Annotated in this window: 22 protein-coding genes; 15 read left to right on the top strand and 7 right to left on the bottom strand. The window is 37.6% G+C overall.

What is annotated here, in order from left to right:
- Window positions 1–142: 142 nt before the first annotated feature.
- Window positions 143–883 carry a hypothetical protein gene (locus L3V46_RS07480; protein WP_239045343.1) on the bottom strand — a complete coding sequence of 247 codons (741 nt, stop codon included), beginning with the start codon at window positions 881–883 and terminating at the stop codon, window positions 143–145.
- Window positions 884–1,377: 494 nt separating this feature from the next.
- On the opposite strand from L3V46_RS07480, the gene L3V46_RS07475 reads away from it, so the two are divergent.
- From L3V46_RS07475 to ruvB, 4 genes are read left to right on the top strand one after another with little or no spacing between them, the layout of a single operon-like run.
- Window positions 1,378–2,718, top strand: a complete 1,341-nt coding sequence (locus tag L3V46_RS07475; RefSeq protein ID WP_004724400.1) for a deoxyguanosinetriphosphate triphosphohydrolase — start codon at window positions 1,378–1,380, stop codon at window positions 2,716–2,718.
- Window positions 2,718–3,395 (top strand): hypothetical protein, encoded by a 678-nt coding sequence (locus L3V46_RS07470; RefSeq protein WP_239045342.1) that lies wholly within the window; start codon window positions 2,718–2,720, stop codon window positions 3,393–3,395. Before L3V46_RS07475 ends, L3V46_RS07470 begins: the two co-directional genes overlap by 1 nt.
- A gap of 9 nt (window positions 3,396–3,404) precedes the next feature.
- Window positions 3,405–4,007 carry a Holliday junction branch migration protein RuvA gene (gene ruvA, locus L3V46_RS07465; RefSeq protein WP_239045341.1) on the top strand — a complete coding sequence of 201 codons (603 nt, stop codon included), beginning with the start codon at window positions 3,405–3,407 and terminating at the stop codon, window positions 4,005–4,007.
- Between the two features lie 17 nt (window positions 4,008–4,024).
- Window positions 4,025–5,026 (top strand): Holliday junction branch migration DNA helicase RuvB, encoded by a 1,002-nt coding sequence (ruvB, locus tag L3V46_RS07460; RefSeq protein ID WP_004724408.1) that lies wholly within the window; start codon window positions 4,025–4,027, stop codon window positions 5,024–5,026.
- A 105-nt stretch (window positions 5,027–5,131) separates the two neighbouring features.
- Here ruvB and L3V46_RS07455 read toward each other — a convergent pair whose 3' ends face one another.
- Complete coding sequence (locus L3V46_RS07455; RefSeq protein WP_239045340.1) at window positions 5,132–7,324, bottom strand: TonB-dependent receptor; 2,193 nt, start codon at window positions 7,322–7,324, stop codon at window positions 5,132–5,134.
- 821 nt (window positions 7,325–8,145) lie between these two features.
- Between L3V46_RS07455 and L3V46_RS07450 the strand changes: the two genes are divergently transcribed.
- Window positions 8,146–9,555: a TIGR00366 family protein gene (locus L3V46_RS07450; RefSeq protein WP_239045339.1), complete on the top strand. Its 1,410-nt coding sequence runs from the start codon at window positions 8,146–8,148 to the stop codon at window positions 9,553–9,555.
- A 272-nt stretch (window positions 9,556–9,827) separates the two neighbouring features.
- Here the strand turns inward: L3V46_RS07450 and L3V46_RS07445 are convergent, their stop codons facing one another.
- From L3V46_RS07445 to L3V46_RS07435, 3 genes are all read right to left on the bottom strand, one after another.
- Window positions 9,828–10,328 (bottom strand): hypothetical protein, encoded by a 501-nt coding sequence (locus L3V46_RS07445; RefSeq protein WP_239045338.1) that lies wholly within the window; start codon window positions 10,326–10,328, stop codon window positions 9,828–9,830.
- A gap of 2 nt (window positions 10,329–10,330) precedes the next feature.
- A complete protein-coding gene (locus L3V46_RS07440; RefSeq protein WP_239045337.1) occupies window positions 10,331–11,326 on the bottom strand; it encodes a hypothetical protein in 996 nt (331 codons plus the stop codon).
- Window positions 11,327–11,466: 140 nt separating this feature from the next.
- Entirely contained in the window at window positions 11,467–11,778 is a 312-nt protein-coding gene (locus L3V46_RS07435) for a hypothetical protein (RefSeq protein WP_239045336.1), read from the bottom strand.
- 59 nt (window positions 11,779–11,837) lie between these two features.
- On the opposite strand from L3V46_RS07435, the gene L3V46_RS07430 reads away from it, so the two are divergent.
- The 8 genes from L3V46_RS07430 (at window position 11,838) to pal (ending at window position 18,268) form a co-directional block, all read left to right on the top strand.
- Window positions 11,838–12,008 carry a hypothetical protein gene (locus tag L3V46_RS07430; RefSeq protein WP_239045335.1) on the top strand — a complete coding sequence of 57 codons (171 nt, stop codon included), beginning with the start codon at window positions 11,838–11,840 and terminating at the stop codon, window positions 12,006–12,008.
- 568 nt (window positions 12,009–12,576) lie between these two features.
- Window positions 12,577–12,984, top strand: coding sequence for a tol-pal system-associated acyl-CoA thioesterase (gene ybgC, locus L3V46_RS07425; protein WP_004724526.1), 408 nt, complete (start codon window positions 12,577–12,579; stop codon window positions 12,982–12,984).
- Between the two features lie 24 nt (window positions 12,985–13,008).
- On the top strand, window positions 13,009–13,707 hold the full coding sequence (gene tolQ, locus L3V46_RS07420; RefSeq protein ID WP_004724528.1) for a protein TolQ: 699 nt from the start codon (window positions 13,009–13,011) through the stop codon (window positions 13,705–13,707).
- Window positions 13,707–14,156 (top strand): protein TolR, encoded by a 450-nt coding sequence (gene tolR / locus L3V46_RS07415; RefSeq protein ID WP_004724530.1) that lies wholly within the window; start codon window positions 13,707–13,709, stop codon window positions 14,154–14,156. Before tolQ ends, tolR begins: the two co-directional genes overlap by 1 nt.
- Window positions 14,157–14,159: 3 nt before the next feature.
- Complete coding sequence (gene tolA / locus L3V46_RS07410) at window positions 14,160–15,572, top strand: cell envelope integrity protein TolA (protein WP_239045334.1); 1,413 nt, start codon at window positions 14,160–14,162, stop codon at window positions 15,570–15,572.
- 67 nt (window positions 15,573–15,639) lie between these two features.
- Entirely contained in the window at window positions 15,640–16,086 is a 447-nt protein-coding gene (locus L3V46_RS07405; RefSeq protein ID WP_034611744.1) for a hypothetical protein, read from the top strand.
- Between the two features lie 277 nt (window positions 16,087–16,363).
- Entirely contained in the window at window positions 16,364–17,647 is a 1,284-nt protein-coding gene (gene tolB, locus L3V46_RS07400) for a Tol-Pal system beta propeller repeat protein TolB (protein WP_004724537.1), read from the top strand.
- 51 nt (window positions 17,648–17,698) lie between these two features.
- Complete coding sequence (gene pal / locus L3V46_RS07395) at window positions 17,699–18,268, top strand: peptidoglycan-associated lipoprotein Pal (protein WP_239045333.1); 570 nt, start codon at window positions 17,699–17,701, stop codon at window positions 18,266–18,268.
- Window positions 18,269–18,429: 161 nt separating this feature from the next.
- Here the strand turns inward: pal and L3V46_RS07390 are convergent, their stop codons facing one another.
- Both L3V46_RS07390 and L3V46_RS07385 read right to left on the bottom strand, forming a co-directional pair.
- On the bottom strand, window positions 18,430–19,035 hold the full coding sequence (locus tag L3V46_RS07390) for an SMI1/KNR4 family protein (protein WP_239045332.1): 606 nt from the start codon (window positions 19,033–19,035) through the stop codon (window positions 18,430–18,432).
- Between the two features lie 79 nt (window positions 19,036–19,114).
- Complete coding sequence (locus tag L3V46_RS07385) at window positions 19,115–19,300, bottom strand: NF038105 family protein (RefSeq protein WP_004724542.1); 186 nt, start codon at window positions 19,298–19,300, stop codon at window positions 19,115–19,117.
- A 175-nt stretch (window positions 19,301–19,475) separates the two neighbouring features.
- Between L3V46_RS07385 and L3V46_RS07380 the strand changes: the two genes are divergently transcribed.
- Window positions 19,476–20,450, top strand: coding sequence for a class 1 fructose-bisphosphatase (locus L3V46_RS07380; RefSeq protein WP_034611751.1), 975 nt, complete (start codon window positions 19,476–19,478; stop codon window positions 20,448–20,450).
- A 112-nt stretch (window positions 20,451–20,562) separates the two neighbouring features.
- Complete coding sequence (locus tag L3V46_RS07375; protein ID WP_004724547.1) at window positions 20,563–21,339, top strand: RNA methyltransferase; 777 nt, start codon at window positions 20,563–20,565, stop codon at window positions 21,337–21,339.
- Window positions 21,340–21,439 lie beyond the last annotated feature (100 nt).

Below are 21,439 nucleotides of genomic sequence, written 5' to 3'. Positions count from 1 at the left end.
TGTGACTTGAAGAGAGCGCATATTCTACTGTGAAAGCAAGATTTCAGCTAGTCATATCCCACTTAAAAAACGCTGAAATCTTGGTTTTAAATATCCGATTTACTTTGACTTTCGTCTTTAAACATGATTCGTAACAATTGAATTATTGAGCTGTATAATGAAACTCACCCGTTTTAGGATCTTCTTTCGCAATGATTCCACTTTTTTGATAAAAAACTTTTCCACAAGAAATCTCAGGATCGATTTCACCATCAATATCGTAGGATAATCGGACATTGATATGTTCCAAATATGGGTTTTGAGATGCAGAGTCAATGAAAAATACATCTAAACTTTCCATGTTATAGCACACATAGATTTTTTCAGGATGCGAGTTTTTATTCAAATCAATTGTATAGGTATGATCCGCATTTTGAGTCATTCGATCGAGTTTGAGAGCAACCGCATTGACCAAATCACCACTTTTATTGATCGCATACGCATAGTTTGCCGTATCATTTTTATAAGCTTCGTTGCAGTTTTTAATTGGTTGCCCAACCTTCACCTTGCTAGGCGTAAGATCATCTATTGTAAATTTAGCTTTTCCATTCAACATACTGCTCGGTAAAATACTCCAATACTGTTTATCTTGTGCATTTGGATCATCTGTCCAAATACAATTATTTGTCAGATGACCATCTGGCGTTTCTTGAAAGGCAAAAGTTGCTAAAGCTTGATCTACTGCTTCAGACTTGGCAGGAATGCTTTCTTCGATTATAGGTTTGCTCACTTCAATCTTTTTCTGAGTTTCGATTTCTTTGTTTTGATTGGATAGATTTTTATCAGTGGGGCTACACCCTGCGAATAGAATAATCATAGTTAATAAGAAGAAATTTTTATTCATGCTTTACTCTATTTTTTAATGATACAAGGATCATGCTTATTCATATTAACTGTTTAAAAGTCTAAACATATTAACTTTAATCATGGAAATTTTCCTAGTGTTTGGACTATCTAGATTATAAATTGGTTTACTGATCATTCTAAAAATTTACTGCTCAATATTTAGTGGATAGAAAAGATCAAAAATTAACAGGCGATTGTATTATTGGATAATTTTTAGGTGAGGGTGAACAGCTTTTAATTCACCTTGATTCTGAAAAACCTGATTATGGCTCTGTTGTTGTCGTGAATCCAATTATAGCGAGAGATGATTGGTTTAGTGTTGAAGCCAACTTTTATGACCTCATTATGAATTATTTTAAATATAAGGGTGAAAAAATACTGGGAAAATATTTCTCAAATATAAACCGACCAAGACAACTTACGTCGCCTGCCCCTAGTACATTTTCAATAAATTTGGCATCATACGATTAACGAAAGAATGAATAATGATAAATGACTCAAATGCGTTGGTTAGAACTCCTTTCAACAGTTCGTTTAGGTAGTAAAAAGCAAAGTACAGAACAGGCACGAAGTCCATTTCATAAAGATTATGACCGCATTATATTTTCGCAAAGCTTTAGACAACTCAATCGTAAAACTCAAGTCCATCCACTAACCCAACATGATGGTATTCATACACGGCTTACGCACTCTTTAGAGGTGTCATGTATTGGGCGTTCTTTGGGAATGCTCGCTGCTGAAAAAATCAAAAATGAACTCCCCGTTTGGATCTCTCCAGCAGATGTAGGGGCGATTATTCAAGCCGCCTGTTTAGCACATGATATCGGTAACCCACCCTTTGGACATGCTGGTGAATATGCGATTCGTGAATGGTTTGATGACGCTGCACATACAAATTTTTTACAAGACCTGAGCCCTGAACAACAAGCAGATGTACGACAGTTCGAAGGTAATGCACAAGGTTTAAGACTGCTTACTAAAATTGACTATCATCCTCATGATGGAGGTATGCGCCTTACTTATGCAACGTTAGGAGCTTACTTAAAGTATCCTTGGCTTTCTAAAACCATCGAATCTCAAGGGAATACTCCTGCAAGCAAACGGGCTAAATTTGGCTGTTATCAAGCTGAAAAAGAAATTCTTAAACAGATTGCAGATCAACTCGGTTTAATTCAATTGGGCGAATATCATTGGTGTCGTCATCCACTGACGTATTTACTAGAAGCTGCTGATGACATTTGTTATGCCTTAATTGATTTAGAAGACGGCATTATTCTCAATATGCTCAGCTATGAAGAAGTTGAACCTATTTTTCTTGATTTATTAGGAGATTATGGCGTTCCCGCTGAACTCAGTATGCCATATATGACTTGGCAACAAAAAATTGCCGCTTTGCGTGGTCGTGTTATGAAACGTTTGGTCGATGAAGTAACTACTGCTTTCGCAAAACAACATTATCAAATTTTGTCAGGCCAGCTAAAAGGTTCATTACTGCAATACTGCGCTGAGGATATTGAGATCGGGATAGATCGAGCAAAAAATCTTGCCCGTGAAAAAATCTTTGAACACCCGCAAAAATCAGGTTTGGAAATTATTGCCCATCAGAGTTTACAGCATATTTTAGATGCCTTTATTCCCCTTACCACACCGAATAAAACATTAAGTTTTAAAGATGGTCGTTTACTGTCTATATTAGAACGTTTTGGTGCACGCTTTAGTGATCATCACTATGACAATATTATGCAAGTCTTAGATATTGTGAGTAAATTTTCAGACCATCAAGCCTATAACTTAGCGCAAGAACTCCAAGGTAATAAGGTTGGTTTTTTCTGATGACTGCGCGACATATTGATGATGGTATCTATAAATATCAATTTATTTACGCCGATCAATGGGTCCATTGCCCTGATTGTGATACAGCAGGTATTGTCCATTATCAATCATTAGATACAACTCTATATAGTTGTAATTGTCGCGCTCATTTTGTATTTACCTGTCGCAAGTGCAATCGCCATTTAGACAGTCATTCCACGCAATATAATATTGAATTTAATGGCTATTATTATGTATATCTGTCTGAACGTTGCCACTTCTGTGGAGGGGCTCAACTAACAGTGAATGAAAAAATACGGAATATTAAAAACCCAAATTCATATTTTGAAGCAGTCTGCCCTTTATGTAAAAAAATCTCAAAACTGATGCTAAAATCTCAAAAAATTGTTTTCTCAAAAGCAAATCGGTTGGAACATACTCACTTTGGGCTTAAGCTTTATTTAGTCGCTCATACTCGTTTCGGGAACATTTATGTACATAATCTTGAGCATTTACAAGTATTAAAGTCTTTTGTACATGCTGGTTTACGTGAAAGGACACAAAGTACTGGAAATTCCAGTTATTTTTCTCGACTGCCTGCTTGGATAAAATCTGCCCGAAATCGCAAAGAAATTCTTAAAGCAATTTTGCGTTTAGAGCAAATGGCATCTACTATTCAACCATTAACAAATAAGTGAACAAACTCAATGATCGGATGTCTTATTGGTGAAGTCTTAGCTTTAGAAGCACCTACCGTACTTTTAAATGTAAATGGCGTGGGTTATGAGATCGACACGCCACTCTCAACATTTTGCCAATTACAAAAAGGTCAAAAAGTTACCTTATGGACACATTTAGCCGTCCGTGAAGATGCTCAATTGCTATATGGCTTCTCTAATGCTCAAGAAAAAACCATCTTTCGCACCCTGCTAAAAGTGAATGGTGTCGGTCCTAAAATGGCTTTAGGCATTCTCTCTACACTCAGTGTGGAAATGTTGGTACATACTGTTGAGAATGGTGATGTCAAAACTTTAGTTAAAGTGCCTGGCGTTGGTGCGAAAACAGCCGAACGTTTAATGATTGAACTTCGTGATCGCTTTAAAGCCTTTGCTACAGGTACCACACCGAGTAGTTCGACTTCAACTCAAATACAATTTACGGGCAATTCTGCTGTTGCAGAAGCTGAAGCGGCATTGCAATCTTTAGGTTATAAACCTTTGGAAGCACAAAAACTGATTAATGCCGTGAAAGCAGACTATACTGAAGCAAGCGACATTATCCGTGCTGCACTTAAATCCATGAATAAATAAGACAGATTAAGACACTCATGCAAGACCGTTTAATCAGTGGGGCTGAAAAACCCGAAGATCATTTTGATCGTGCCATTCGTCCAACCTCTTTGGATGATTATATAGGCCAACCTGTTGTACGAGAGCAAATGGAAATCTTCATTGGTGCTGCTCGTGGTCGTGGTGAAGCACTTGATCATACCTTGATCTTTGGCCCACCCGGTTTAGGTAAAACCACATTGGCCAATATTATCGCCCGTGAAATGGGGGGAAATCTTAAATCTACCTCTGGCCCAGTACTGGAACGTGCAGGTGATTTGGCTGCAATGCTGACCAATCTGGAAGAAGGTGATGTGCTATTTATCGATGAAATTCATCGCCTCTCTCCAGTGATTGAAGAAATTCTTTATCCTGCGATGGAAGATTACCAACTCGACATCATGATTGGTGAAGGCCCTGGCGCACGTTCGATAAAATTAGACTTACCACCATTTACCTTGGTTGCTGCGACAACACGTGCAGGTCTACTCACCTCACCTTTGCGTGATCGTTTTGGAATTGTGCAACGTTTAGAATTTTATTCAGTTGAAGATTTGACCCATATTGTGGCGCGTTCAGCATCATTAATGAATGTTCCCACAACAGCAGACGGTGCAAAAGAAATTGCTCGTCGTGCGCGTGGTACTCCGCGTATTGCTAACCGTTTGTTACGTCGTGTTCGTGACTATGCACAGGTTAAAGGCACAGGTGAAGTTACTCAACACATGGCACAACGTGCATTGGATATGTTAAATGTTGATAAAGATGGTTTAGATACTTTAGACCGTCGTTATTTATCGATGTTATTAGAGCGTTTTGATGGCGGCCCTGCTGGTGTTGAAGCTTTAGCTGCAGCAATGGCTGAAGATTCAGGCACCTTAGAAGATGTGATTGAACCCTATTTGATTCAGCAAGGTTATGCTATGCGTACTGCTCGTGGGCGTATTGCAACCAACCAAGCATATTTACAATTTGGGATGACACCACCTGAACCCAAATAATCGAAACAAAGGAATATTCAATATTCCCTTGTTTATTTTATAGTTTTATATAGAAAAGCCCTATACAAATAGGGCTTTTATAATGCTAATCGAAGATAAGTTTTATTAGAATTTAAACGTTGTGCTCAATTGAACACGGCGTCCTTCTTGGGTATTTTTATACCGATTAAAATAGTCTGCGCCTACTTTTTGATAATCAACAAAGTTTTTATCAAAGACATTATATAAACCCACAGCAATATCCCATTGATCATTTACAATAAAATTTGATCCCATATGCATCAAACCATATGCTTTAAAATCACCTAGTGCATCATAAACGTCTTGGTTCACTACAGGTAGACTATTATAGTAGTCTGGTGTAAAACGCGCACGTTCACTCCGGTATTCGCCTCGCGCCCATAATTGAATTTTATCATCCGCTTGCCATTTTAATGATGCATTGACCATATGTTTAGGCGTATCGTTTAATGGTGGATTACCGCTCGCTTTGTCCTTAATTTCTGCCTCCGTCCATGTATAATTTAGGCCAAATTTCCAAGTCGGTACAAACTCCCAATTTAAGCCTGTTTCAATACCATAGCTTTCTGCCTTTTGAGCATTGATCGGACGAGTAATATTCCAAGCACGTTTGTCAGTATCTCCAGCTTGCATTAACCATGGTGTACCAAGTCTTGCCATTTCGTCTTCACAGTCAGCTTTTACCTTAAGATCCTTGGCATCACAGGTTCTCTCCACTGGTCCATTAATTATTTTATCTTTAATCTGACTGAAAAATGCTGTGATGTTGGCATCAAAATTGGAACCATTATTAAAATAAGTACCCAGCTCAAAGTTATTACTTGTTTCAGGTTTTAAATTTGGACTTCCAAAAAGAGGAGTTCGTCCTTGTCCACCAACATTATAAATCCCATTGGTCAGGCGCTCCAAGCGAGGCGCTTTATAACCCTCACTATAGCCACCTTTAAATGTCCAATTGTCATTTGCATTCCAAACTAAATATGCTCTAGGTGTCCAAAAACTACCAAATGTATCATGATTGTCAAAACGTAAACCCGTTGTTAAAGCTAGATCAGGGGTAAGTGCCCATGTATCTTCAGCAAAAAGACCCAATTGCTGAAACGACACCTCCTTATTTACCCTTAATCCGTCTTTAATACTTGCATCCCACCATTGCCCACCAAGGGTAATATTGTGTCCTTTAAAATATTGAGTGGCCAATTTAGTATCAAAAATCGTATCCTCACTTTCTAAAAGACGTGGTGTAATTACACTTGAACCTGCTTGAGCACGTGCTGGAATAAGGCGACCAATGGTTTCAGTTTGAGTATTACTAATATTTGATTCCAAGGTCCCTATTTTATTGCGCCATGTATGTACAAGTGTTAGTCGATCTCTATTAAATTCTTTCGATTTATCATAACCACCATTTGCACCAAGCGTACCAAGTTGACTCTTACTGTTGTCATACCATTGTTCAGTTTTTTCATATTCTACCGAGAGATCGTGTTGTTTAGTTGGGGTAAATGTTACACGTGCCCCTATAGTTTCTAAATCTGATTTGGTTGGGTTATCACCCCTGTTTAGCTCTACTGAATTATCATTTACATCGAGATATCCCACATTGGACTGACTCCGTTGAGCCTTTCGTGCACGAAGCTGCACTCCTAATAAGTCCTGAACAATGGGTCCACTAAGAAAAGCATCTGCTGCACGATGGTTACCAAAATCAGAACTGTTTGGCAGTAACGTCCCTTCTAATGTGATAGAGCCTGTCCATACATTTGAAACTTTTTTTGTAATGATATTGACCACGCCACCCATGGCATCAGAACCATACAATGTAGAAGCAGGTCCTCGAATAATCTCAATTCTTTCAATTGCTGAAACTGGAGGAATAAAACTGTTATTTGACTCACCAAAACCATTTGGTGCAATATCTCCAGTACTGTTCTGACGGCGACCATCAATCAAAACCAGAGAATATTCCGCACTCATACCACGAATCCGAATATTTAATCCCCCGGTTTTTCCTTCCATAAGACTGACATCAACCCCCTCTACATCAACTAAAGCATCTGCGATAGAGTTTATACGTTTGCCTTTTAGATCTTGTGCGGTGATCACAGTAATACTTGCCGGTGCATCTTTTAGTTTTTGCTCATAACCCGCAGCAGAAACAACAATCGTTGAAAGTTGTTGTGTAGCATCGGATTCTACCTTGCTATTTGCAAAGGCTGAAGTTGTTGTAATTCCTAAAAGTGCGATTGAAATAGGACGAAGGTTAAACTTACTCATAAATAGAATTCCAGTAGATGGACGACATAAACAATTGAAAACAAATAAAACATCTAAATATGAATGATAAGAATTATCATTTGCAATAAAAAGCATACAAAAAACAATAAGCATAGTAAAGAGTTATTACACATTAATTTAATTAAAACTTAATAAAAAACTTTTGTTGGTTTTAATAGGCTTATTTAATTACATCGATCTCATTAAAAATTTGTTATTCAAAATAAATAAATCATTGTTAATGTTTGATTTTATTATTTTATAAAATTATCCTCGATACATCCTTTTTACTCAGCTTTGAATATAAATTCCTATACTCGATTGGCTGCTCATAAGTAGTTTAAAGTTAAAAAATGTCAAATCATCATATAATCATGCTGGTTATTTAAACAATTACAAAAAAATAATTTTGGAATGAACGGGTTTTGTCGAGCGTTGAAGTTATGAAATATAGAACGGATATTCAATTGCCATCATTTATTTCACGCTGCAAATGCAGATGGGCATACTCTTTTGATTAATGAGTTTTTCTTATTGTACGTTTAAAACTTTAAATTTATAAAAAAGCCAATTCAATGTTAATAATTTAATAAAAGGACAGTTGCTAATTTTGGCTGAGCAACACAAAAAGGAATCAAATTGAGTGAACTTGCATGGAATGTGAGTTTAAAAAAAATTTAACAGTGCATATCCCTAAAGCTCATTCGAGAGTCTTTTATACAAATATTCAAACTCACTGATATTGATCGTTATCGCCCGAAAATCAATATTTTCAACATGGATGTACTGGTTTCATAATCGAATAAATAGGATATTTAAATATGGATAACACTCAGAATATATTACAAAAATTTGCAATAAAAGTCAGTGATTGGTCAGAAAAATGGTTTCCTGATTCCTATATCTTTGCCCTGTTAGGCGTCATCATTGTCGCCATAGCTGCGATTGGAATAGGAGCATCTGTTCAAGACGTCGCAATTTCATTTGGCAATGGTTTCTGGAGTTTGATTCCATTTACGATGCAAATGTGTATGTTGATTGTCGTTGGTTATGTCGTTTCAGTATCTAAACCGGTCGAAATGCTGATCCAAAAAATGGCTCAGATTCCCACATCTGGAAGGAATGCTATTGTTTTTGTAGCGACCGTCAGTCTGTTGATTTCACTGATTAACTGGGCCATGAGTACGGTTTTAACTGCCCTTTTGGTGATTGCACTATCCAAGCGTAAAGAGCTGAATATGGATTATCGTGCAGCTGCCGCAGCCGCTATTATTGGTATGGGTGCAACTTGGGCACTGGGTATTAGTTCTTCCGCTGCCCAGTTACAGGCAAACAAAGCAAGCTTACCTGAACCACTTTATGACTTAACCGGTATCATTCCTTTTACTGAAACGATCTTTTTACCACAGTCTATGATTATGACTGCCGTATTGATTATCGTATCAATTGCCATTGCATTCTGGTCTGCACCTAAAGGCAATAGCATAAAAACCATTGATGAATTTGATATTCATTTTGAAGATGAAAAGACCGAAGTTCAAAGCCAAAAACGCCCAGGTGACTGGCTGGAAAACTCCCCTATTCTGAGCATTTTAATTGTGGTTTTAGGTCTGATCTGGATGTTTAATGAATTTACAAAAAGCAATCCGATTATTGCCATTTCCAGTTTAAACACTTACAACTTTATCTTCTTAATGCTCGGTATTGCTTTACACGGAACGCCTCGAAATTTTTTAAATGCCGTTTCTAAAGCTGTCCCTGCGGTTTCTGGCGTACTGATTCAATTTCCACTCTATGGAAGTATTGCTTTTATCATGACAAGTGCAATGAACGCACAGGATTTATCTCTATCTCATTATATTGCTGAATTTTTTGTATCGATTGCATCCAAAGAAACCTTTGCAATTGTCATGGGGTTATATTCAGCTATTTTAGGTTTCTTCATTCCATCAGGTGGTGGTAAGTGGATTATTGAAGCACCTTATGTCATGCAGGCTGCACACGATCTGAAAGTACATTTAGGCTGGTCTGTTCAGATTTATAATGCAGCAGAAGCTTTACCTAACTTAATTAATCCTTTCTTTATGTTACCTATGCTGGGAATTTTAAAGTTAAAAGCTAAAGATGTTATTGGGTTTACAGTTACCCAGCTTGTCTTTCATTTACCCTTAGTTTTATTCTTATTGTGGATTCTTGGTCGTACTTTAACGTATATGCCACCTACTTTTTAGGATGTAAAAGGCTTTGTTGTACAAAGTTATTTAAACGGCTTATTCAATATGTTACTTAAAATCAACTTTATTAATCAATATTTAGGAATAATTAGCATCTATTTTGGTCGACTCTAGGTCTACTTTTATGAGATCCTTAAATCGGCTTAATTGTTGATCTATGTAGAAATCTTTAATGTAAAAAAGGGTCTGATGTTTGTGCAGACCCTTTTTGAAAAACTAACTACGAAAGTTTCGTAATCGCTTTATAGCTGATGCTCAGATTGTGAGTATCAGCAATGTTCTCTTTTAAATTTGGCAATAAATTCTTTTTGAGCATCACTAAAAACATGATTATCTTCACCCCATCGTGTATTTAGCCTAACACCAAAACTATCCATAAAAGCCTTGTTTTGATCAGTTGTTAGGAAGTGATAAATCGCAGCAGGCAAATAGAATTTAAAACCTTCTGAACTTAAACTATAACACTCCTGTCCAAAATAATATAAATACTCATAGCTCACATCTTTCCATGTTCTGATCCGTTCATTTGGCCTACTACGTAAGTGAGCTGCTTCAAGTCCAATTTGTAAGTAAAATTCTGGCCAATCAAAGTTAATTTTAAGAAACAAGTCTTCAGTAGACATTTGTCTTTGTGACAGGAAATCATCATCAATTTGGTCAAAATAACAATAATAAGTATCGAAAAAATCACATTCTAACAATGAGCGATTTTCACCCAATTCAAAAGGTGGAAAAGTTTTCTCAAGTTGATCTTTAATATCTGCATTCATAATTAATTTTCACATAGACTCAAGGCATTTTGTGCATCAATCAAAGCAATAGCGTGGTTTGGATCAGGAGGTAACCAACAAGCATTTTCTTGAACTCTTGCATTGATTAAATTTCTAAAAAGAGTTGCATTAGCTGCTTTCACAGTTGTATCTGTTACATTCTTACAACTTTTCCCTCTTGTAGCATTTTTAGCATCTCTTGTGGCGCGAGTGTATGGCATAAATAGAGATTTATCACAAACCCAGCAACTACCATTTCTAACAATACCGCTTGGACATTTAGAATTGTTATCCAACTCATCAGCTATTGGTTTAGCTTTAGAATCATCCTGTTCAGCCTCTGACAAAATATTTGTAGCTGCTGCTAAAACAGTAAACTGTGCATCAAGATTATCACTTTCTGCATTTTCAATGACTTGTTGGGCAACGGTTATGAGGGAGAGGGTTTTAGTCTTATCTTCCACAAGATAATCAAATTTACCAAAAATTGAATTATGAATAACACAATAGCGATCTGCATGCAGATAAGCAATTTGACCATTTTGCACTCTACCAAGTTGAATACCAAAAGATGTACACAAAGCAATTAAGTCCGCATTATCGGCGTGTCGATACATTAAAGCATTTGACGAATTGCAACGATCAGCAGAAGATCCAGTACAGAAATAAATGTATGATTTACCAACTTGACCCTTTTCTTTATAGCGGATCAAATTATTCGCAGGATCCATCACCCAATCAACAGCACCTAATAATTGCTCAACAGCAAAAGATAGTGCAATACCTGCTACACCTCCACGTAAAACCTTAGCAACTTGTGAAGCATTAGGTGAGATTAGAACAGAAGATGTAAGCGAACCTTTTGTTCCATCATATAAAATTGATGCTCCTACAGCAGTAGGATTTGATAGTGTCCATCCACCAATTGAAGCGTTAACTAAAGCTGAATTTAATAAAAATAATAAGGAAGCTAGGAAAATTACTATTCTTCTAAACATGTATATTTTTCTCTTTGTGAAGTTATAAGAAATATTAATAATTGTTTTCAAAACATTAACATAATCATGCTCAAAAACAACATGAAAATGATGAAATGAACTTAGGTAAATTTACTCAAAATTATTTTAGTTGGGATGAGTTATTTACCGTTATTTGATTTTAAGCACGATTTTTTCCAGCCAGTGACAAACTCATTTATGGCCTTCTGCTGCCCTAGCATTGTTACATACACGGGCTTAGATAGCGCATCAGCAATCATGTCCTCTAATAACTGAGCTTGATGTTCCATTAACCCATCCTTTGTATCATCAAATACTTTCTTTAAATCAATCCCTCCTTGGCGCATTTGAATGATCATGTCGGCTGTCTCTTCAACAATTTTGCATTCATCGGCTTTATTTGCGAAAGCAGAAGAACTTAACAATAAAAGTAATAGAATTTTAAATTTCATATATTTGCTCTTAGAATTAGTATGATATTGTTAATTTATATTAATAAGAGAAGTTTTAAATGGCAAATATAATAAATTTTTTAATATATGCAATTGCATTATTTTTAGCTACATATGCGATCTTAGTAAATGAGACACATCAAACAACTGGTGTTGAAGCAGTCGTTGTTTTTTTTGGAATGTTTGCAATAGCAAAAATGTTTACATCACATAAAAACTGGGGCATCTAAGTGACCGTCCTCACTCAGAAGTCCATGCTTCAATCAATCTTTTGTATCAGCTGCTTTACCATTGCGCGATATTTCCTAATTTAACTTTTGAGTATGACCGTGAGAGTAATACAGTACTCAGTGATGCCACTTCATTTACAGAATCCCCTAACCTAATCTCCTTCACCCTTACTCTCCTCATTCGGATTGTAATCTTGTGCCATTTGAGAAAGCAGACCTTGTGCTAAAATTCGCGCCAAAGTCAGGGTTAAACTCTTGTGCAAATTTATAAGTGGGGCAAATCAATTTACTTTTCTACAATATAGCCTCTAAAGCTTATATACACGTACTGTTCAAGCAACAGTCTGCTGTTCATGTAGATTTCCGTTTCTCTCAAAACATCTCATAGATGCTTTTGGCGTAGTTGATAGGTTCCCTTATAGGTATTGTAAAATTCAATCAAGCAATCAGATCAGCAAGATAAAGTTCTTGTTTTTTCAACTGAATGATTTGAAATTGAATCAGTGCAAGTAAATACTGGCAAGCAATTGATAGATATGCAATAAACAACACAGGAATGCATAGCAACATGAGTAATAAATTCGAATTCCAAATCCGTGTATATATCGAAGATACAGATGCAGGCGGTATCGTATACCATGCCAATCATATCCGCTTTATGGAACGCGCACGGACAGAATGGCTACGTGCATCCGGTATTGACCACTATTGGCATCAAAAAGATTACAATTTTGTCGTGCATAAAATTGCATTGAAATATTCTCGCCCTATACTCATGGACGATCTTATTACTGTTACAGCAAGTGTAGTTTCATGTAAAGCTTCGTCATTTGTGTTGCAACAGAATATATATCGTGGTGAAATCATGCTTGCTTCTGGCGAGGTGGAATTGGCATGTTTAAGTACAGATATGAAACCTCGTAGAATTCCTGACGAAATCCGTGATTTAATTCTTCGAGAATTAGCTCACGAATAAAAAATACTTTTGGCACATGTAACTATGGCAACACAACTAGAATCTTCTTTACACATCTCTGATTTAATTTTACAAGCGAGCCCTGTGGTTCAATTGGTGATGCTAATCTTAGTACTCGCATCCGTTTTTAGTTGGTATTTGATTGCCAAGTTGCATATGGGCTATAAGAAAGCACATCAAGGCGATGAGCATTTCCAAAAAATCTTCTGGTCTGGTGCTGAACTCAATACCTTATATAACAATGCTCAGCTTAATTCTAAGCGAAGCGGTTTAGAAGATATTTTCTATCAAGGTTTAAGTGAGTTTTTAAAACTTAAAAAACGTCATGCTGAAACTGCATCAATGATTGAAGGTACTGAACGTATCTTGCGTGTAGGACTCAGTCGTGATCAAGGCCGTTTAGAGCAAGGCTTAAGCTCTCTCGCCAGTATCGGTTCTGTCGCACCTTATATTGGTTTATTTGGTACTGTTTGGGGCATTATGAGTGCATTCATTGGCTTAGCTCAGGTTGAACAAGTTACCTTAGCCACTGTTGCACCAGGTATTGCTGAAGCATTGATTGCAACTGCGATTGGTTTATTTGCTGCAATACCAGCAGTACTAGCATTTAACCATTACACTGCAAAAGGCGAAGAAATTTATTCAGATCGTGCATTATTTGCAGAAGAAATGGTGGCGCTATTACAACGTCAGTCTGTGGGAACTACACAGGAAGATGAATAATGACAATCCAACGTTCTGGACGTTTTGAGCGCGTCAAAAAGCCTTTAAAAAGTGATATGAATGTCGTTCCCTATATCGACGTCATGTTGGTTTTATTGGTTATTTTTATGGTGACAGCACCCATGATTACCACGGGTGTTAAAGTTGATTTACCTCAAGCAAACAATAATCCGATTCAATCTGAAGACCGACCAGCCATCGTGACTTTAGAAGCAGATGGTACGATTAAACTTGAAGACAAAAACCATAAAAATGAGGTTTTAACTTTAGATGAGTTAAAAACAGTACTTACAGAAAATCAGCAACAGGCTCAAGCAAATAACAAGCAATTGAGTGTCTTGATCAATGGTAGTGAATCACGCCCTTATGGTGAAGTCATGAAACTCATGTCTACACTGCAAGATGCTGGTTTAAGCCAAGTGGGTTTACTGACAGAGTCTGTAAAGTAAGTTATGAAAAATATTCAAAAGCCACAATCTAAAGAAAAAGCGATTGCACTTGGATTTACCCTAGGTATTCATGTGGTGGCGATTACTGGCTTACTTTTTCTCGGTTTAAGTCAACCACCTGAGCCACCCAAGCAAATTAAAACCGTTTTAATTAAGCCTGAAGATTTACCACCGCCTGAACCCAAGCCTTTAGTAGAAACTGATGCCACTGAAACGGCAGATAGCAAGGTTGCAGAAAATACTCAGCAAACAGCGGAACCCGATCAAACTGCAGCAGAAATTCCAACTGAAGCAAATAACACACCAGATACCAAGGCGATAGATACACAAAAAGCTGCCGAACAGGCCAAGGCAGCCGCATTAGAACAGCAATTGGCTATGGCAGCGGCTAAAGCAGCACAAGAAAAAGCCTTAAAACTTTCTCAAGCTAAAGCAGATGCTGCGGAAAAAGCCAAACAAGAGGCAGCTGAAAAAGTAAAGCAGGCTAAAAATGCTGCTGAGAAAGCTAAGGCTGAAGCTGAAGCAAGATCTAAAGCAGATGCAGCAGCTAAGGCTAAGCAAGAGGCGCTTCAAAAAGCCAAAGCGGATGCTGCGGAAAAAGCTAGACTCGCAAGACTCAATGCCGAAGCAAAAAGCAAAGCAGAAGCTGCAGAAAAAGTCAGAAAAGAAGCCGCAGATAAGGCCCAACAAGCCAAAGCGGATGCTGCTGCAAAAGCTAAAGCAGATGCTAACGCAAAAGCCAAAACGGATGCTGCTGCAAAAGCTAAAGCAGATGCTGCTGCAAAGGCTAAAGCGGATGCTAATGCAAAAGCCAAAGCGGACGCTGCTGCAAAGGCTAAAGCGGACGCTGCTGAAAAAGCCAAAGCGGATGCTAATGCAAAAGCCAAAGCAGATGCTGCTGCAAAAGCCAAGGCAGACGCTGCTGAAAAAGCCAAGGCAGATGCTAATGCAAAAGCCAAAGCGGACGCTGCTGCAAAGGCTAAAGCAGATGCTGCTGCAAAAGCCAAAGCAGATGCTGCTGCAAAAGCCAAAGCGGATGCGGACGCAAAACGTAAAGCTGATCTAGCACGCGAATTAGATGAAGAAAAAGCCTCTGCTGCTGAAAAAGCCAAAGAAGCTGCTGCAAATAAAAAGGCAGAAGCGAGAAAAGTTGCATCTTCTGCGAAAAAGGACTTCGAAAGTAAAGTTCGGAATGCTTGGCGTATGCCAGCTGGCTCAACAGGTCAAAAGGCAACAGCTCGTGTTACACTAACGGATAGCGGTTCTGTGGCCTCGATCATTGTCAATGCATCAGACCCAGATGTAAAAGCAAGTGTGGAACAAGCAGTTCGCAATGCTGCACCTTTCCCAATGCCATCTGATCCAGATGCCAGACGCGAAGCACGAAGTTTTAGTGCAAATTTTACAGTGAAATAATTTTAAAATTACACCCTGTCTTGGCAGGGTGTAATTTAATACAAGAACAATCACTCGGAAAAATCAAATGCGAGTTAAACCCATATTTGTAGCAATTTCATTATTTTTTCCAACTACATTATTATTTGCAAAAAATATCGAGCAAGAAAAAATACTTGAAGTAAATACGCAACAACACCCACCTTCTGCATCATACGAAAACAAACCGTCTGTACCAACAACAGAAGCATTACTTCAACAAAGTCAAATGGCTCAGCGGATAAATACCGCTAGAGTCAATCGGATTGTTAAAAAGTTGAAAAATTTAACAATTATCCAAGAAAATGCCGATGTTATTATTTACTTAGATGACAGCGGGAATATAAAAGATATTTTAATCACAGAACAAGACAGCGAAGCGTTTTCAAACGCAATCAAAACGGCGATTCAGCAAACAGCACCTTTTGAAATGTCTAAACAGTCATCGCTCAATCAATTATTAAAAGTGATTCGCATCAAATTCCGTGCTGAATAAGTCTCTATTCAACACGAGATAATATATTTTAATGACAGCAAAAATGGCATTGTTGTCAAATCTATAAAAAAGTAATTTTTACAGCTGCACCATTTAAAATACCCAAAGATCAAGCCGAAATTCATTGGTGTAATAAATTTGAATTTAATTTTTTTAGTAAATCTGTTCAATGATAATCTTTTGTTCACAATTACATGCTTTATATAGATTAAAATCATGTCTTTGTGCTACAAAGCTAAGCATAGTTAAAAATTGATATTTGAGTACATGAAGTCCAATGAAAATCATGCCTAAACATCTATTAGGATTCGCAATTATTGTTGCATTTAGTCCAGCATTGATCACCACATCATATGCACAATTGCAATTAGAAATTGCCAAAGCACCTGAATCTGCACCTAAAATTGCCATCATTCCATTTAGTAATGATCAATCTATCTACCCTATTGTTGAACAAGATTTAAATCGTTCTGGGCGCTTTACCAGTTCATCAAAAAATCTTCCTGCAACTGCAAACATAAACAATATAAATGCAGAAGCATGGAAAGCGGCTGGGGTTCCTTATGTGGTTTTAGGTGACTCTAAAACCAATGCAGATGGTTCATTGGCAGTACATTACCAACTCTATGATGTTGAAAAGCAAAAATTCCTATTAAATGAATTGCTCTCAATCCCAGCATCACGTGTGCGTTCTGCGGCACATATGATCAGTGACGCAATTTATCAAGCGCTTACAGGGATTCAAGGCGACTTCACAGGACGTATTGCTTATGTGTTACGTAACCCTGCAACACCAGAGACTCGTTATACCTTACAAATTGCAGATACCGATGGTGAGCAGCCTAAAACGGTATTAAGTTCAAGAGATCCTATTCTCTCACCTGCTTGGACGCCAGATGCGAAAAAAATTGCATATGTTTCATTTGAAACCAAGCGCCCTGCTATTTATATCCAAGACTTAGCCACAGGTGCACGAGAAAAACTCGCTGCATTTCGCGGTTTAAATGGTGCACCAAGTTTCTCTCCTGATGGGAAATCAATGCTGTTTACTGCGTCTATGCATGGAAATCCTGAAGTTTATCAAATGGATTTAGATTCACGTCAAGTGAAGCGCATGACTAACGATAGCGCAATTGACACAGAAGCACGTTATGCTCCAGATGGAAAATCGTTTATTTTCACATCTGACCGTGGTGGATCAGCACAAATTTACCGTTATAGTTTTGATGATGGCTCGACCAAACGTTTAACTTTCCGTGGTGCATTTAATGCACGTGGTACATTAAGTGCCGATGGTAAATATGTGGCATTGGTACACCGCCCTTCTGGTAGTAACTACAAAGTTGCCATTCAGGAAATTTCTACAGGTATCACCAATATTTTGACACCAACAAGTTTAGATGAATCACCAAGCTTTTCTCCAAATGGGCAAATGGTGGTTTATGCAACACGTGAGGGTAATCGTGGCTTATTGGCGATCATGTCTACAGATGGTCGCTTCCGCATGAACTTACCAAGCGAACAAGGTGAAGTACGTGAACCTGCTTGGGCCCCTAAATAATTTAATCAAGATGTAAATCACTTATTTAAAATTGAAATACCGGAGATCAACATGAAGTCAATTCAATATCTAGCTTTACCCTTATTAGCAGCAAGCTTGGTGATGACAGGTTGTGCAAGCCGTAAACCTGCTGCCACTGTAGAATCAGGAACCAATCCAAATAGTGCGACGACAGTAAATACCAGTGGTTTAAGTGAAGATGCTGCTTTAAATGCACAAAATTTAAATGGTGCTTCATCTAAAGGCGTGACTGAAGCCAATAAAGCATTTTTAGCAAAACGTGTGGTACATTTTGATTATGACAGTAGTGATCTTTCCAATGATGACTACCAAACACTACAAGCACATGCACAGTTCTTGATTGCCAATGCCAACTCTAAAGTGGCATTAACAGGTCATACAGATGAACGTGGTACACGTGAGTACAACATGGCTTTAGGTGAGCGTCGTGCTAAAGCTGTTGAAAGCTACCTGATCACCAATGGTGTTAAAGCAAACCAATTAGAAGCAGTAAGCTACGGTAAAGAAATGCCGATCAATGCTGGTCATGATGAAGCGGCTTGGAAAGAAAACCGCCGTGTTGAAATCAACTACGAAGCCATTCCTCCTCTTTTAAAATAATGCCAAAGTTGCATTATTAAAATAGACCATAAAAAATGCCCAATTCAATTGGGCATTTTTACCAGAGCTTATTCTTATTCAGCGCTTTCCTATTTCAAGATAAAATTTTGATTTAGTACAGTAAAATAAGAAACTGCTTAGCATGTTCAAGGTAATTTATATTAATAACGCCATTTCTTGAGTATTTGCTCATTAAATAACGCAATAAACCGTTCCTCTACCCATTCATCCACCTCATCTGGATGCGCTTCAGCAAAAAACTCAGACTGTACTAAAATCAGACAACCTTTAATATAGTCATCCACAGAGTCCAATATTTTACTTAAATAAGGCGTGTCGTCATGATCAAAGTAATAGATTTCTTTGCTAATATCATGAAAACAAAACATATTGCCATTACCAAGATAATCACTAAATGTAATCAGATGAGGTAAAACTGCTAAATCAGTCTGACTAAATTCAGGCGCATATTGCGGTGCATTTGCCCAAATATCTTTTAAGTAGCCAATATCATCAAATTGCTGTAATTGCTCACCAATATCAGCAATCCCAAAGTGTTGATAGAAGATCTTTAAAGATTCAGGTAAGCGACAATTTAAACGCTGTTCAAGTTTTAAAATTTGCTCATCATCAATTGCAGGTGCAATCTCATCATCATTTAAATCAGCAAGAGATTCTAAAATTAGGCGAGTTTTAACATCCCACTCCGGTTCACCAATTTTATTAAACGGAATGATAATGTCTGTTTTGTGATCAATCTCTATCATAAAGATTTATTGTTCGGAATTAATATAAAATAAATGAATAGAAAAAAGCGCTCATATCGCAATGAACGCTTTTTATTGATTAAGCCTTTGACTCATCTGGCTTGGGGCTTTGCATAGATTCAATCATGTCATGCTTATTGAATTCCTTGAATTCAGGCTTAGCTTCGTAATTCTTCCATGCTTCTTTCACTTTTTCAGCACTAATATCTTTTAAATCAATGCTTTCATTTGGAGTCGGAGTCGCTTCAAACTTTGTCGTTGTCATGTCAGTGCTCCTATACGCTATTGTACGTATATTCAACATAACACTTTCTAAAATACTTTCAAGGGTAATTTCACGACAAATAACACAGGATAATTTCTATTTTGTGCTGAACTCATCTAAAATAGCCTCCATTATTTGGTTTGTAAAAATTTATCGCTTTTGGAGCACCTCTGATATGTCATATCGCACCCTATCCCAATATTTAGAACAACAACAAGGGAACTTAACACCTGAACTTGCCAATGTGATTGAAACAATTGCCAATACCTGTAAAACCATCGATCAGGCTTTACAGAAAGGTGCTTTAGCTGGTGTCTTGGGGAGTGCACAACATGAAAATGTACAAGGTGAAGAGCAAAAAAAACTTGATGTGATTTCAAATGATTATTTGATTGATGCTTTAAAAGCCAATCCAAATGTAGGCGGACTCGCATCTGAAGAATTAGATGAATTTACCCCAGCTCAAGACAATGGCAAATATTTGGTTTTATTTGATCCATTAGATGGTTCAAGCAATATTGACATTAACATGTGTGTAGGAACAATTTTCTCTATCCTTCCTGCGCAAAATGCTGTAACGCAAGCTGAAGACTTCATGCAAGCAGGGATTCAACAAGTTTCAGCAGGGTATGTGCTTTATGGCCCATCAACAATGATGGCTTTGACCGTTGGTGCGGGCGTTGTGTTCTTCACTTACGACCCTGAAGAAAAGCAATTCTTACTCACTTCTGAAAATATTCAAGTTGCTGCGGATACCAAAGAGTTTGCGATTAACTCATCAAATCAACGTCATTGGGAAGCACCTGTAAAACGTTATATCGAAGAACTACAAGCAGGTAAAACATCTATACGTGAAAAAGATTTCAATATGCGTTGGGTGGCGTGTATGGTAGGTGATATTCATCGTATTTTATGTCGTAGCGGTATTTTCTTATATCCATACGATACTAAAGATCCTAAAAAAGCAGGTCGTTTACGTTTAATGTATGAAGCCAACCCAATGAGTATGTTAATGGAACAAGCTGGCGGCGCATCGACTACGGGCCGTACACGTATTTTAGAGATTCAACCGACTGAGTTACATCAACGTGTTCCTGTTATCATTGGTTCTAAGAATGAAGTTGAGCTTGTTACCAGCTACCACAACTAATTCTTCTCTCTTTTCTTACTCTCTATTTAGGGAGTAACGCCAGCTAGGGTCTGTTGCAATTTCTTTATAGAATGATCACAGACCCTACTTAATTTTTTGGACGTACTCTCCCATGCCTACAATTTTCCTTGAATCAAAAGACAATCCCAAAATTAAACACCTCAGAGGTTTAATTGAACAAAACACTTACCGTAAAAAACAAGGACAAACTGTACTTGAGGGAACCCATCTTACGCTTGCATGGTTAGAAAAAGGTCGAAAGATTAATTCAATTTTTACCACTGAACATGCCTTAGATCATGAAGATTTAGGCAGTATCCTTGACCAATATCAAGGTATCGTGTTTGTGGTCGGTGAATCTTTATACAAAGATTTAAGTACCCTTGGAACCAGCCTTGCATGTCTAGCCATTGTAGATTTACCAAGTTCAACTCAGGCACTGAATTTTACTGAAGACACGCTAATTCTTGAAAATGTCCAAGATCCGGGCAATGTTGGCACATTACTTAGATCAGCAGCAGCTGCGGGTATTGAACAAATTGTCTGTACCAAAGGTTCTGCATCGTTATGGTCACCACGAGTATTACGTGCCGGTATGGGGGCGCATTTTTCATTACACACATATGAAAACGTCATCCTTGAAGACTTGCTCAAGCAATTTAAAATTCCTGTGTATGTGACCAGTTCGCATCAGGCAGAAAGCCTTTACACTAAAAACCTGCGCAAACAGTGTGTTTGGATTTTAGGTAATGAAGGTCAAGGTGTTTCAGATTTCGCTCTTAAACGCGCTGAAGCGGTATCTATTCCGCAACCTGGTGGTCAAGAATCCCTCAATGTTGCAGTTGCTGGCTCGATTTGTTTCTTTGAAATGGTTAGACAACGACTATAAGGTTAATTTATTTTAAATATTGCCCGTTATTGGAAAAAATCATTTAAACTGAAAAAAATAATTGATTTACATGTCAACCCAAACCATTTTTTTAACGTTA

This window comes from Acinetobacter sp. AG3 (assembly GCF_022343575.1).
In the GTDB taxonomy this organism is placed as follows: domain Bacteria; phylum Pseudomonadota; class Gammaproteobacteria; order Pseudomonadales; family Moraxellaceae; genus Acinetobacter; species Acinetobacter guillouiae.
The sequence above is the reverse complement of the archived record's forward strand: the minus strand, read 5'-3'. Positions and strand labels throughout refer to the sequence as shown.